Source organism: Pseudomonas sp. LB3P14 (assembly GCF_054898045.1).
The window spans coordinates 4401916-4416038 of sequence record NZ_CM142714.1 but is presented as its reverse complement, the minus strand read 5'-3'; the positions used below and the strand labels follow the sequence as shown (position 1 = coordinate 4416038).

Below are 14123 nucleotides of genomic sequence, written 5' to 3'. Positions count from 1 at the left end.
CTTTAAATGCGAGCGATCAGGCCATTTCGGCAAGTTGAACGGGTACATTCACCCAAGCAGGCTGCATGGCGTGTGCGGCTACGTGATGCGCATCCTGGGCGAAATCGGTCCAGAAGCCTGGCCGGCTGCTGCCAGCCTGCATGAACCAACGGGTGTGTTCGGAAGGCAAGCCGAGGACATAGAGGTCCTGCATCGGTTGGCCGTGCTGGTTGATCGGGTGATAGGGGCCGGGCGTGACACTGACGCCGCCTGTGACAAACTCCTCATCTGTGCCCTGATTGACGTAGTTGTTCCAATACCCGCGCCGCACCAGGTTGCGAGTCAGGATCGATGGATCCCGGGGCAAGTCGGGTGATGGAATTCGCCCATCGATGACAACATCGAGCAGATGCCGGGAATGGTTTACCCGAGGAGATTCGATGGTCAGCTTCTGCTGGTCGATATCGGTGCCATAGATCGTTTCGGGCCCCACGAAGGTCAACACGCCCGCTGCGATCAGCGCGCGAATCTGCTCCGTACGGTACAGGGGAGGCCCTGCGGTCAGGAACAGGCTGGTGGGGGCGTACTCCTGCAAAAAATCCACGCGATGCGTGCGGGGCGTGAGTCTTCCAAAGTCCACCACGCTCCTGATCAGCGCTCGCGTATCCCGGATGGTATCCAGTGCGGCTTTGAGCGGATTGTCTACATTGCCCTCGCGGGCGTTGTGCAGATCGTCCAGCAGGACTCGATCAAGGGCCTGGGCGAAGTCGGCGGGGTCGCTGAAGTGTTCCGATTGGAAGGGCCGGGCGAGTCGGTTCAGGTCCAACACCGCAAGTTCGCTCACGCCAAATCGCGCCGCCTCATCCGCCAGCGCTTGCAGGGAGAACAACCGCAGTTGGGCTACACGGGACTTGAACTGCAACTCTGCTGCCGCGTCTTGTTGGATTCGGATGGCGGTCGCAAAGTAAACAATGTTGATCTCGATCAGCAGCAGCGGCAGTACTTCGGTGGAGAAGTCGATGTCACCGCGCTTTTGCAACGCGTCGATCTTTTTCCGGGTGATGCACAGTGGCTGGTACTGAAAGTTGGGGCCTTTCTGGTTCCGTCCTCGCGCCGGGATGAGCATTCCACTGCGCGAGCCGGCGAACAACTTGGGTTCCTGGTTTGAGGGAATATACGAAGTGACGCCGTTGACCACGCTGAATCTGCCGCCGCGACCGACTGTCAGGGCGGCGACGATATCGTGAAACGCCAAGCCCAGGCCGACAATGCCCACATGGTGGTGTGACTCGATGAGAGACAACGGCATGTCCGCAGCGGAGTCACCCCGGATGAAGGCCAGGCCTTGTGCCTGGTTGGCGAACTGCTGCAGTTCCTTTTCCCAGCCGGTCAATTCCGGAGTCGGGTGCCCGGTTGCGATGACGACCTTGTCCACTTCAAGTGATTGGCCGTTGTCCAGTTCCAGGACCCGGGTTTGTGTCGTGTTGACCAGATCCACGACTCGTCCGCCGATCCGGTGCAACGAGATGTTCGGCTTGAAGCTGGCCTCGATGGTCGACAAGACAAATTGCATGTACTCGCCATGCACTGCGCGCGGCGCGTACGAGTTTGGGCCGGGATAGGCCGGATCCACGGCGCTCCACCATTGCGCCAGCGAAGGGCCTGCACCGGGCCGCAGGGGGCCGTCATCCAGGGGGCCGGAGAAGGAAGAGACTTCTTCGGCTACCGTGTTCATCACGTAGTGACGAGGCTGATCGGTTCGCCAGATCCGGCCAGTACCTATCGGTGCACTGTCTATCAGATAGACCATCACCTGGCGGACAGGTGGCTGGGTCAGCATGAGTGCAGCGAGACGCTCGAGGACAGACAAACCGCGCGGACCGCTGCCGATGATTGCGATGCGGTGCGCGGATGGAAAAGGTGCGTCATTGATTAAAGGCATACTCACTCCTGTCGGTATGTATGAAGAGGTTGAAAGCGATTGGGGCAGTTACTGGAAAGCGTAATGAAGTCGGCGGATTGCCTCGTCGATGTCTTCATCACTGCCCGCAAAGGACAAGCGGATATAACCTTCGCCACCTTCGCCACCTTCGCCAAACGCGGTGCCCGGGGTGACGGCAACTTTCACCGTTTCCAGCAGCCAGCGTGTAAACGCCATTGAGTTTTCAAACCCCAGTGCGGATATCGACGCAAATACATACAGCGCGCCCTCGGGCGCTATACAGGTAATGCCGTTGATCTTTTCACGCCCGCTCACGAGTCTGTCGCGACGCTGCTGATAAGAACCCACCATCTCCGTGATCCGTCGCTGGCAGCCAGCAAGTGCCGCGACGCCGCCGCTTTGGATAAAGGAGCCGGCGCAGCCCACGGTGTGTTGTTGAACCTTGAGCATCTGGTGGGAGATTTCCTCGGAACTGACGACATAGCCCAAGCGCCAACCAGTCATCGCGTAGGCTTTGGAGAAACCGCTGATTGTCACGGTGATCGGCGTAGCGCCTTCGATGCTGGCGATGCTGATATGACGCGATCGGTCATAGATGACCTTTTCGTAGATTTCATCGCTGACAATGTACAAGCCGTGTTTCAGCGCCACCTGGACCACACCGAGTACTTCTTCACGGGTTAGTACGCGACCGGTGGGGTTGTTGGGGTTGTTGATCAGAATAGCCTTGGTACGGGGCGTGATCGCCCTTTCCAGCGCCTCAGGATCAAGCATGAAACCTGTTTTACCGTCCAACGGCACGGCCTTGACGGTTGCACCGGCCATTGCTGCCATGGCCTTGTAACTCACCCAACTAGGGGTTGGGACGATGAGTTCATCGCCGTCATCCAGTAATGTCATCAGTGCGATGAACAGCGCGTGTTTGGCCGAGGGAGTGATGATGATGTTTTTGTCGGCGTCGAGCTCAAGACCGTGTTCGTTCTTGTATTTTTGCGCGACTGCTTCAAGCAACGCCTTGGTACCACGACTGGCGGTGTAATGGGTTTCGCCGTCGCTGAGTGCATCTACGGCAGCATGGACTATATGATCAGGTGTCCTGAAGTCAGGTTCACCGCCGCCGAGATCGACGACATCTTCACCCTGTTCCCGCAATTTACGCACTCTGTCTAAAATCGCATAAGTTTCCGAAAGCTCCAGGCGTTCAACCCGTTTGGAGATTGCGCGTAAACGCATTTAAATCACCCTGATATAAAGTTTTATATAGTCACGCTGTAAGTGGGGAGTTGCGTTTGTGTTGCGTTCAATCGATGACACAACCCGCCCGGTTCTTGGACCAGAAGGGTCTAAAACTCTCAGCCGTATCGGTGTCTTTGAAGGCGTAGGTTTTCAACAGCCAGCGGGAAGAGGCACTTTCAGGATTGAGAATGTCAATCTTTTCGCGGTTATGCAGGCCGTCCTGATTGGCGAATGTCAGCAAATCCCCTGTGAGGATTCGGTGGCGCTTGCACTGTGAGCGGGTCATTGCGTTTTTAAAGGCAATGAATGCATCTCGTGCTTCGAGCGGCGCCTCTGGCGCGACACAGGTCATGGTGTCCAAGTAGCGAATGGAATGGGTGTTGCTCAGGATCGGATGTTTCTCCGAGGTGCTGAGTTGTTTGTTCATGTCGCGGGAGAACACATCGAAAACGGTGAAGAAGTGAGGTTGACGCAAGTACTCAATGTGCGCGGGTTCGAGGTTCTTTACGATATCGGCGCCGTCGATGTAGCCCGTATAAATCAAGTCGTCATCCGGGCAGCGCATGCCCAACAGCGTGATGTAGTCCGCCCTGACTTTATGTGCCGTACGGTCATTATGGAAAACCAGCTCACTGTCGCTGAAGCCGGTCAGTTGGCCGCTGTATTTTTTGATGGCAATCACATCGGTGAAAAAATCCCCCTGGTTTCTTGTTTCGTAGGACAGCAGTGGGGTGATGGTTAGTTGGGCGAATAACTCAAGGAATGCTTCGCTGATGAATCGGTTTTTTTTGAGGTGTTTATCAGTCACCGGATCCTCGGGGTCCAACTCGGGAATTACCGGGTCCAGAGGGCAGTTGCGAATGACGTGGATCCTTTGTTGATGGCTGGCCCGTTCATGACTGATGTCTTGGCACTCCTTGACGAAGCGCGGGGGAACCAAGTGATGCAGGTTTCTTATTTCCTGGGAAAACTCCGGATAGTTTTTGTAGGGAGAGAGGCGCGATTGTTCTAGAAGGCTGAGCAGCTGTGCCTTTTCATCAGGCGTAAAGATGAATCGAGGGATCATGGTTTCCTCCAATGGAATGGGTGTGAGTCCAGATAAATAAAGGCTGATCCAATCAGCCTTTATTTATGTTGTTGCGATGAGTGTTGTTTCGGTTGCCATGAAGTTGTGAAGCGTTGGCGCTGGTGGATTCAAGCTGAACCCAACTCCAGCGCGTAGGTTTTTTCCACTCGGGGAAATAGCGGCACTGTCAACAGTGCGCAGAAGGCTGCAGCCAGCCATACCGTGCCCCAGGAAAAATGCGTCATGAGGGCCGATGCTGCGATAGGCGTGGCGAACAACACGACAAAGACGCAGGTATTGCCCATTGCCAGGGCGGTGCCGGCTCGACTGGCGCCCGCCAGTGTGGCCAGTTCGGTGTAGGCCACGCCGTGCCATGCCGATACGCTGATTCCGGCGACTACCATTACACCGATGATCAAGGCGCTGGCCAGGGGCGATTCGCCCATGCCGTAAAAGCTGGTTGCCGATACCGTGACGCCGAGCAAAAGGAACGTCACGGTACTTAACCAGGCGCAGGCTTTGAGGTAGCTGCGACGGTTTTTGTTTTTATCGGTCCAGCGTCCGCTCCAGATCCTGCTGACGATAGCGCCAACCTGTATGACAGCCAGGGTCGCGGATACGAGGGTGATATTGAGGTTGCTGAAGTCGTGAAAGAACACGGCCGCGTAGGTGAGAATCGCAAACTGCGGGGCGCAGAGCAGCCCTATGGCTAATACGATTCGCCAGACCCGTGAGTCTTTCAGCGGGCTGTTGCTGGATGCAGCGTTCTGCTTTTTAGCTGCCGCACCGGAGAAGTCCGGCTCGTAGAGCCAAAGCCAGGCAAACAGGCCCGCCACCAGGCAGAACAGTGCGCTGGCAATAAACACTTCGACAAAGCCGTATCGGTGGGCAAGGTACGGCAGTATCACCGCCCCCAAGGCATAGCCGCCCGGGACCGCTGTTTGCCGGATGCTCATGGCCAGCCCCCGTTCGCCCTCCTTGAACCAGGCCATGATCGCCCGGCCACTGGCGCCATTGACGCTACTTCCCAGCAGCCCCACGACAAATAACCCTACGGCCAGCAATACCAGGGTGGGCGCATACAGCGCCAGCATGGCCAGTACCAATAGGGCTATCCCGGAACTCAGAAGCCCGGTGAGCAATACCGGTCGATCCCCCCAGCGGTCAGTCAACAGGCCCCAGGGAATTTCGCTGATGGCAATGCCAAGCCCCAAGACTCCCAGTACCAGGCCCAGTTCGGTATTGTCGAGCTGATAGGTGGCGCGCATGTAAATGGCTGTTGCCGGCAGCCCCCCAACGACGCTGGAAAAACTGGCGTTGGCCGCAACACCAACACCCAGCACCTTCCAGCGGTGACTATTATCGACAGGCATAGGCCCCCCATAAAAGAGTTCAATATTTGTTGGCAAAAGGTTCTCATGGGTCCATCGTGCTGAATATCAAATTATTTTGTGTGTTAGTCCCAAAAAACAGGATTGTCATGAGACCAGTGAATTTTGATTTGGATGTCATGCGCAGCTTCGTCACGGGCGTTGAATTGGGCAGCTTTGCCAAAGCCGCGCAAAAGCTTGCCCGTTCGACTTCAGCCATCAGCGCTCAGCTGAAAAAACTCGAAGCCCAGGCGGGATCACCGCTGTTCACAAAGGCCGGGCGGCGGCTTGCCCTGACCGATACGGGGGAGGTGCTGCTCAACTATTCGCGACGTCTTTTGAGCCTCAACGATGAGACCGTCACTGCCGTTTCCGAGCTCAAACTCAAGGGCTGGGTACGCCTCGGGCTTCAGGAAGACCTGAGTAGTTTCCTGCCAACGGTGCTGGGCCGATTCGCTAGAGCCCATCCTGATGTTCGTGTCGAAGCGCGGATCGCGCGTAATGCCGACCTGCTGAGTCGGATCGACAATGGGTTGCTCGATCTGGCGGTGGTGTGGGGCGATGGGCACAAAGGTGGGTACCAAGAACGCGTCGCAGAGTTACAAATGCAATGGATCGGGTCTGCCCACGAGTACTTTGACTGGAGTATCGACTCGGGCGAGCCGTTGCCGATCATTGCCTTCGATGCACCATGTCCCTTTCATTCGATGGCGACCGAGGCCCTGAGCCGCAAGGGCATTCCCTGGCGGCTGTCGTTCACCAGCTCCAGCCTCAATGGCCTGTCGGCGGCCACGGAGGCGGGGCTGGGCTACACCATCAGGACATCCCTAGGGATGCAATCGGGGACGGCGCTTCTGGCCGCCGAGGAACGAGGGTTGCCACCTTTGCCCAGCATCCCTCTGACGTTGCATCGACGAGAGGCTAGCCCGGATTTGCTGACTGAACGACTGTCGTGCATCGTCACCCAGGCCATTCGCAGCGAAATCATCTATTAGAGGCCATCTATTGCGCGTGAACAGGACGCGACGGGCTGATCTGCACCTATCAGTCCTATTCGACACCGCCGATTCGGATGGCGGCTGTGCAGTGTCAGCCGCTACCCCACCACGCTAACGCCTACGCATTGATCTTGCTCGAGTGGGAACTTCTGGGCATGAACGCCCAATAATCTCATCTTACCCAATGACCGCGAGGGAACCGTCCTTTGCTATCGTGGATAACACATAAAGAGTTGACCAAAGTAGGAGTGACTCCTCTTCTAACAACGGCCTTTAACTGACGGGGGAGACCGCTAAATCAACCACTGTCCAGTCAACGACTAGGCAATAGGCCATCATTACCCCTATGGTGGGCACTGACGCAGAACCGAAAATGTCATCGTCCAGAGGACTTTCAGGGAGCGTTTGAGGCGGGTTTTCTGCTGCGTTTGCAGCAGACGCTGATCAACCTTCGTGAAGCCGCTGCATCCCGACCAACAAGTTTCGATGCTTGAGGCTGTAATTGACGTTTGAGACTTTGCTTCTCCCGCCAAACCCTCCGATCCAGCGATCTTTGATCGCGCCGATCGGAGGGTTCACTTGCTTTTTCTTGAAGCCACCTCTTTCCACCATTCCATTTCAAATTTCAATTAGCGCCACGCCCTCCTTTAAACGGCAGTGATTGCCCACGATCTCTATCGAGCGCAGTGCCGTTCCAGTGTCAGAGCGGATCTTTTCGTGGGGCCATGGATGAAGGAGTGGCGACAGCGGCGACAGCGGCGACAACCCAGGCAGAACGGAGCCTGGAGCGTGGCGACAAAAGTGGCGACAGTCGCCACTTTCTGAGTGCTTTGGCCGTGACGCTTGACCACCTTTTCGAGTGGGTATAAAAATTGGCGCACGGATCGCTGTCGTTGACAGCACCTGCCCAGGTAGCCAGAACCTTTAAGGCTACGCCACTTGTTGGTGGTTCTCCCGAAGTGCGATTAGCGTCCGGCGGCTCGCACGGTCACTCCCCGAGAGTGATGGATGCCTACTCGACTTATCTGTCCATTGCGGCAGACGATGGACCTACCTCGCTGCGTTGCAGCAACCTCACCTCTCGACGCACTTCGCTGCGCCATACCGCGCCCGTCTCTTTCTCCCGGAAAGAGACGGGCAATCGTACCACTGCTGCAAGCCACGTCGTACAGGGCATTGCCGCAACTCTCCTCGCGACAATCGACCTGACAACTCCGATTCGTCGCCATCCGCAACGACACAGGTACCGGTGCCGCAGCCTATGGAAAGACTGCACCTGACTGACAGTCAGGCATGTCCTAGGTATCCAGATCTTTGCCTTCTCCCACTCAGGATCTCTAGGTGCCGAACTCGTCAGTCGGTACAGCCTCCACCCGCCCGCATCTTCGGATGCGCCAAGGAGGCTAGATTCTTGGGTTCATGCCCTCGCTCCCGGTCGTAAGGAGCCGTGCGTTCCGCGTCAGTGAACACCTCACAGGCCGCAGGGGCCTTGATCCCTGATAACACTCAACAGCCGTGGCGGGATGACGTGGGGAAAACCAGCAATCACTGAGGAGAGGGCCCATGCAGCAGTTAGATCCGAATCTTGAACTCCCACAATCCCCTCGACCGTTAATCGAGTCGAATCCCGCGGCCGAGCCTTATCCGGTTCAGGCGTTGGGTGGAATTCTTGGACCCGCAGTCGAGCGCATGGCCGAAGTCATCGGCGTGCCCCAAGCACTGGCCGCGCAATCGGTCTTGGCTGCCTCGGCGCTGGCCACTCAAGGTCATGCGGGCTTACAGCTCGACGGGAGAAATTACCCCCTGTCGCTTTACCTGATCACTGTGGCCGCGTCCGGTGATCGCAAGACCGCAGCAGATCGATTTGCATTGCTGCCAGCACGGCAATGGGAGCGTGAACAGTGGCAATGCTACCGCGAACAGCTTGCCCGGTACCGCGCTGCACAGCGACAGGCGCAGCGTATAAATCCTGCCGATCCCGACTCTAAAAATGACGTGCTGCTCGAAGCGGAGCCCTCTGCCCCCCGGCTGATCACCACGGATCCTACTATCGAGGCCCTGATCAAGGGGCTCTGTCACGACCTACCCAGCATGGGCCTGTTCTGTGACGAAGGCGGACAATTTCTCGGCAGCAGCACCATGAGTCGGGACAATCGTTTGAAAGCGGTCACGACCTTGTCTTCTCTCTGGGATGGTAGCCCGATTGATCGCGCGCGTTCGATGGCCGGCGAAAGCCTGCGAGCCTATGATCGGCGCTTGAGTCTGCACCTGATGCTGCAACCGTACTTGGCCATGCAGTTACTCAGTGACCCGTTGCTGCAGGGGCAAGGCATTCTCGGTCGCTGCTTGATGACCTGGCCCACCAGCCTGGCCGGACAACGTAGCTACCAGGCTGTTGACTTGTCCAAAGACGCTGCCCTAAAGCGATATCTCCACCGCCTTTCCGCACTGTTTCATCAGCCCTGGTCACTTTCCGCTGACGGTGCCTTGCGGCTATCACCACTGAGCCTCAGTCCCTTGGCCCGCCGTCGCTGGATTGATCTGCATGACGCCATCGAAGCCCAGTTGGGTGAATTTGGTGAGCTGGCCAGCGTACGGCCTAGCGGATCGAAGGCCGCCGATAACCTGCTGCGCGTCGCCGGCATTCTGGCAGTTGTGGAGGAGAGCAGTGTTGTGGAGGTCGACCATATCCAACGAGCCTCGTCCTTAGTCGGTTACTACCTTACGGAGATCCAGCGCCTGACCGAGCAGGAGCCAGTGTGTCGAGTTAAGGAAGAGGCGGACCGGCTGCTGCGCTGGCTCCAGGTCAAAGATTGGAAGCGCTTCAGTATTCGAGACCTGAACCGCAACGGTCCCCGTTTTGCTCGTAAGAGCAGTCGCCATGCCGCCAAGCTGTTGGTCGAGTTGCTTGATCATCAGTGGCTGATCACCGACGGCCACACCTTCGAGGTGCGCCATGTTCAATCTTGATGAGGCGCTACGCAACCATCTAGCACAGCGCCAAAAAAAGCCAAAAACGCAGTTTGTCGCCGCTAGTGTCGCCATTTTGTCGCCACGCTCAAAGCCAGGCAGGACAAGGGTTGTCGCCTGTGTCGCCGGTGTCGCCACCCTCCGTAAAACTATCACCTCGACGACAGCCATTATTCAATGGCTGAAAGAGGAGGGCGCGCATCTCTACGTCACCGACAACACGCTGTGTTTTCGCCCGACGGATTGGTCCCAGTTCGCCATCGTGAGTGCGAACTGGAGAGCCCTTTTGCATGATCTCGCTGGAGTCGATCAGGGGCAGAAAAATGGTCCGGGTCGGTAAGCGATCTGGGCGCAATTTTGGCTTCGGTCGCCAACTCAGCTATGCCGGACCGCAAGCCCTGAAAGATCTATTTGGCGACGGCCATTTTGCTACCGTCAAAGCCCATAGCGATCGCTGGCAAGCATTCGTGCGTTGGTGTCGATCCGAGGAAGGGCGGAGGCTCAATGACGCGCGACAGATCGACCGCGAGATCCTCATGCGGTACGCCGCATATATGCGGCAGCAGGTTGACCAGGGCAACGTCGGCATCGCCACCGCGCAGAACCGACTGTCAACCGTGAACCGAACGATGGCTGCGCTGCGCGGTGATCAGTACGTCAAAATCCCCAGTCCGAGCAAGGCGCTGGGTTTGCAGCGCTCAAGCGTGCGCGGGGAGGCACCGCAAGGCCAAGATCGTGCTCAGATCGAGTTGATCGCACGCGCACTGTCTGAGCGAGGTCAGCAACGAGTGGCCGCAATTGTGCATCTGGCCCGGGAGACTGGTATGCGCCTGCGTGAAGCGATCTTGGCGGACCTGCCCCGACTGCAACGTGAGGCCGGGCAACTGGGCAAGATCAACATCCAGGACGGCACCAAAGGCGGTCGATCAGGCGCGTCAGCACCGCGTTGGATCGCGGTCACGGATCAAATCCGTGGCGCCTTGGATAGGGCCTGGGAGGCTTCACCCAGTCGCAGTCGGAACCTGTTGGCCCCCAACGAGAGCTACAAAGAGTTTATGCAATCAGTTGTGCGACCGGCACGGGACATCTTGCATGAGCATGGATTGAAAGGCTTTCATGAGCTGCGGGCGGCTTATGCCTGTGAGCGTTATGAGCAACTGACTGGCTTGAATACACCCGTCAATGGCGGTCGTGTTCATCGAGAAGATCGAGAGCTTGATCAGCGTGCACGACAGCAGATCAGCCACGAATTGGGACATAACCGCATCGATGTGGTGAGTGCCTACATCGGAGGTCGGCGATGACGTCCGAGTTCGACATAGTGTTGTTTCTGCGCCCCGTGCTCAAAGGTGCACATGCCACGCGGCAGCGACACATCAGGCAAGCAGAAAGGATGCACGAGGTGATTCGTGAGCGCTGGGGTTGCGCGACTCCCTGGTCCTGGAGAGAAAAGCACGTGAGATGGTTTCTGGAGCACTACCTGCGATGCTCAGCTCCAGCTACCGTCTACTACTACGACTTAACAGCAGGGTTGATCCGCCGTAGAAAGGCAAAAGTCGTGGTTGCCTGATAGATCTTTAAGCGTGAGCCCCTGAGTATGGGAATGCGGAGCCTTCCCATACTCAGGGGCTTGGCTGAAGAGGCGCAGGCATACCAGAGATCTAGCGACCGTCGTCACTCGTATCGCCTTGCTACACGACACGGATCGTAGCCGGTGTCGCGTACCTTTTGGATGCTCAGCGAATTGGTACGACATTGCGGTCCCTGGTTTGATTGATGGCCGATGCCGACAGGCTGCCGGTGGCCGCCTTCTGGATATGTTCACTCCACCAAGCCATCATCGGACGCCGGCGTTCGATGTAGTCCGTCCTGTTGTAGGCGCTACGAACTTCGTCCTTGTCGACATGCGCCAGCGCGACCTCGATCAGCTCAGGATCCCAGCCATGCTCATTCAGGATGGTGCTCGCCATCGAGCGCAAGCCGTGGCTGACTAGACGGTCCTGAAAACCCATGCGCTTCAACGCCATGTTGGCGGTCTGGCTATTGGCATGAGTGCGGGGATTTCTATCTGAGGGGAACACGTACTCTCTGTTACCACTGAGTTGCTTGAGCGTCTCCAGTAACGAAAGTGCATGATCGGTGAGGGGGATTGTGTGCGGGCGACGCTTTTTCATGCGCTCTGGCGGAATGGTCCAAATGCGCTTGTCGAAGTCGATATCTGCCCATCGTGTGGTGGCTGCTTCGGCAGGGCGGGTCATCGTATGCAACTGCCATTCGATCAGGCAGCGGGTCGTGCGTTTGATGCTGGCATTCGCGATTTCCATCATGAGCTCGGGAAGCTCCTCAGGTGGTAGCGCAGCCATGTTCTCTTTCTTGGGTTTCTTGAACACCGCCCGAATTCCATTGAGGGGGTTAGCAAATATCAGCCCGGAGTTGACCCCATAGGTCATGATCTCGTTGAGTCGTTGACTCAATCGTTTCACGGTTTCGAGGCTCCCTTTGGCCTCGATTGGGCGAAGGATCTTGATAACCATCGGAGCAGTGATTTGAGAGAGCGGCGTTGTTTTCATGCTTGGGAAAACATGGAGTGTCAGCGATCTCCAAATGTCTTCGGCGTAGGCTTTGGTTACGGAGTCTTTCTTCAGCTCGAACCAGGCGGTGGCCACCTTCTCGAAAGTGTGTTCAGTCTCAGCAAGTTTGGCTTGCCTCACCTCATCACGCTGGGTTTTGGGATCAGTGCCCAAAGCGAGCAGCTCACGCGCCTCTGCGGCTTTCTTCCGGGCGTTGGCTAGCGAGAGGTCGGGGTATGGACCAAGCGCCATATTGATACGGCTTCTGGTCAGGGGCTCGCGGTAATTGAAATTCCACATCATTGAGCCGCTCGCGCGGACTCGAAGCTGTAAGCCATCGCCGTCGCTGAGGACGAAATCTTTACCAGTTGCCTTGACTGCCTTGAGCTGGCGATCGGAGAGGCGGGTTGCGTTAGTAGGCATGGGGCTACCTCCAGCACCGTTTTGGTATCCTGAAAATAGCATTTGGCAGTCCGGGATACCACCTGGGATACCAAAGCGGCTGGAACTCAGAAACTCTCCAAAGCTCCCATAAGCGCTGAAACCCCTGTATTTACTGGATTTCAGGCACAAAAAAAGACGTCCGTGGACGTCTTTAGATGATGAAGTGGTGGAGCCGGGGGGATTTGAACCCCCGTCCGCCAGTACTCCGCTGTCGGTACTACATGCGTAGCCGTGTCTATTAAGTTAACCCTCAGCGACCCGACGGGCAGGGTGCTTTGGGCGAGTTGTGTAAGTTTTAGCCGCTTCGTCCACAACGTACTGCACGGCGATTCTGTTCTATATGACAATCACTTTGGGTTTACAGACATCCCCTGATGATTGCTGGACCCGAAGGTACCAGGAGGGAAGGGCTAAGGCTGCTTACGCAGCGAGAGCGTATTCCCCGTAGGTTTCGTCATTGGCAACTATAGAAAGTTGCAACAGTGGATTTACGAGTTCTGTTACCAACTCGGCATGCACCTAAAGTTTCGCAACCGGCGTCGAATCCTAAACGGCCCCGAGCCTGTTGCTCTGTGAATCAAAGTGAGCAACAAGCCTGCGCAGTGTACGTCAACACGCGTGAGAAGGCCAACCCGAAGGTTGGCCACCACAGATTATGGGGTGGTTTGGTTGCGCTGTTGGTCAGCGAGTGACATTGCCTGGGTGGCCTCGGTGACGCATTTTTTGTCGTCCCCGGAGGCTTTTGAAGCTTCGGCGCTGGACAGCAGCCTTTTGATCTCCATTGTGGTGTTTGCGGAGGTCGCTGGCAGTGAAGTCACTTTGTTTTTTAGCTCTTGTAGCTTGCTCGTACAAAGGTCGTTGTCCGCAGCAAATACGGGAGAGGCCAACATTGCAGCAGAAATGAACAGACCAGCGAGTGCGGTACGTTTCATGGATATCTCCTTGAACTGATGGTCTCGGTGCTGCCGTATGAGCGGGCGGCTCGGCCGAGGTTGGAAAATAAGCCACGATTGATGGGGCCTACTTAAAAGACTACGGCGCGACGCAGGAATTCGGTTCTAGCAGAATGGCTATGAAAAAATTGTTTGATAGAAGCAATGGCATTAAAAGCGGGCGCAATCGCTTCTTTTCGCTGGTAGCCTCTTCCACATGGCCAACCCCAGATGCAACAAAACCCGCAATTGGCGGGTTTTGGTTTGCTTCATATTGGGTGGCACCGGGGGGCACAAGCCCAACCCGAAGGTTGGCCTTGTGCTGGGTTACTTCCCGCCTTTGTTCGCGTTCTTGAGTTGCTGGATAGTTTGTTCGGTCTCGGCGATGCAGTCATCAGTCCCTTCCTTGGTGCCTTTTGCCTGATCGGCTTTGGCTTTCGTGACGCTGTCCATTACCTGATCAGTCATCTCCGGAGGAGTCTGTGCCTTGGCATTTTCGATGGTTTTCAAGTTGACCGCACAGAGGTCTTCGGCGGCAAACGAGGTGGACGCCATCAGCGAGACAGTAACGAACAGACCTAACAGTACAGAACGTTTCATGAGTATCTCCTTGAAC

12 protein-coding genes and 1 other RNA gene are annotated in these 14123 nt (G+C 56.6%); 5 read left to right on the top strand and 8 right to left on the bottom strand.

Going from position 1 to position 14123, the window contains the following annotated elements:
• Positions 1-16 precede the first annotated feature (16 nt).
• The 4 genes from ACYZT5_RS20390 to ACYZT5_RS20375 form a co-directional block, all read right to left on the bottom strand.
• Positions 17-1921: an FAD/NAD(P)-binding protein gene (locus ACYZT5_RS20390; protein ID WP_140893864.1), complete on the bottom strand. Its 1905-nt coding sequence runs from the start codon at positions 1919-1921 to the stop codon at positions 17-19.
• 48 nt (positions 1922-1969) lie between these two features.
• Positions 1970-3154 carry a pyridoxal phosphate-dependent aminotransferase gene (locus ACYZT5_RS20385; protein WP_462047121.1) on the bottom strand — a complete coding sequence of 395 codons (1185 nt, stop codon included), beginning with the start codon at positions 3152-3154 and terminating at the stop codon, positions 1970-1972.
• Between the two features lie 67 nt (positions 3155-3221).
• Positions 3222-4223: a Fe(II)-2OG oxygenase family protein gene (locus ACYZT5_RS20380; protein ID WP_170206214.1), complete on the bottom strand. Its 1002-nt coding sequence runs from the start codon at positions 4221-4223 to the stop codon at positions 3222-3224.
• A gap of 128 nt (positions 4224-4351) precedes the next feature.
• Positions 4352-5596: an MFS transporter gene (locus ACYZT5_RS20375; protein ID WP_140893862.1), complete on the bottom strand. Its 1245-nt coding sequence runs from the start codon at positions 5594-5596 to the stop codon at positions 4352-4354.
• A gap of 56 nt (positions 5597-5652) precedes the next feature.
• On the opposite strand from ACYZT5_RS20375, the gene ACYZT5_RS20370 reads away from it, so the two are divergent.
• The 5 genes from ACYZT5_RS20370 to ACYZT5_RS20350 all read left to right on the top strand — a co-directional run bounded on the left by ACYZT5_RS20370 (position 5653) and on the right by ACYZT5_RS20350 (position 11131).
• Positions 5653-6588 (top strand): LysR substrate-binding domain-containing protein, encoded by a 936-nt coding sequence (locus ACYZT5_RS20370; RefSeq protein WP_462047120.1) that lies wholly within the window; start codon positions 5653-5655, stop codon positions 6586-6588.
• A gap of 1566 nt (positions 6589-8154) precedes the next feature.
• Complete coding sequence (locus ACYZT5_RS20365) at positions 8155-9561, top strand: YfjI family protein (protein ID WP_462047119.1); 1407 nt, start codon at positions 8155-8157, stop codon at positions 9559-9561.
• Positions 9548-9901 carry a hypothetical protein gene (locus tag ACYZT5_RS20360; protein WP_140893859.1) on the top strand — a complete coding sequence of 118 codons (354 nt, stop codon included), beginning with the start codon at positions 9548-9550 and terminating at the stop codon, positions 9899-9901. Before ACYZT5_RS20365 ends, ACYZT5_RS20360 begins: the two co-directional genes overlap by 14 nt.
• Positions 9885-10865, top strand: a complete 981-nt coding sequence (locus tag ACYZT5_RS20355) for an integrase domain-containing protein (RefSeq protein ID WP_462052286.1) — start codon at positions 9885-9887, stop codon at positions 10863-10865. The genes ACYZT5_RS20360 and ACYZT5_RS20355 overlap by 17 nt, the downstream gene beginning before the upstream one ends.
• Positions 10862-11131 (top strand): hypothetical protein, encoded by a 270-nt coding sequence (locus ACYZT5_RS20350; protein ID WP_448694255.1) that lies wholly within the window; start codon positions 10862-10864, stop codon positions 11129-11131. The genes ACYZT5_RS20355 and ACYZT5_RS20350 overlap by 4 nt, the downstream gene beginning before the upstream one ends.
• 166 nt (positions 11132-11297) lie before the next feature.
• Here the strand turns inward: ACYZT5_RS20350 and ACYZT5_RS20345 are convergent, their stop codons facing one another.
• From ACYZT5_RS20345 to ACYZT5_RS20330, 4 genes are all read right to left on the bottom strand, one after another.
• On the bottom strand, positions 11298-12554 hold the full coding sequence (locus ACYZT5_RS20345; protein WP_140893857.1) for an integrase domain-containing protein: 1257 nt from the start codon (positions 12552-12554) through the stop codon (positions 11298-11300).
• A gap of 185 nt (positions 12555-12739) precedes the next feature.
• Positions 12740-13133: a transfer-messenger RNA gene (ssrA, locus tag ACYZT5_RS20340) on the bottom strand.
• A 95-nt stretch (positions 13134-13228) separates the two neighbouring features.
• Positions 13229-13507: a hypothetical protein gene (locus tag ACYZT5_RS20335; RefSeq protein ID WP_462047118.1), complete on the bottom strand. Its 279-nt coding sequence runs from the start codon at positions 13505-13507 to the stop codon at positions 13229-13231.
• 327 nt (positions 13508-13834) lie between these two features.
• Positions 13835-14107, bottom strand: coding sequence for a hypothetical protein (locus ACYZT5_RS20330; RefSeq protein WP_462047117.1), 273 nt, complete (start codon positions 14105-14107; stop codon positions 13835-13837).
• Positions 14108-14123: the final 16 nt, after the last annotated feature.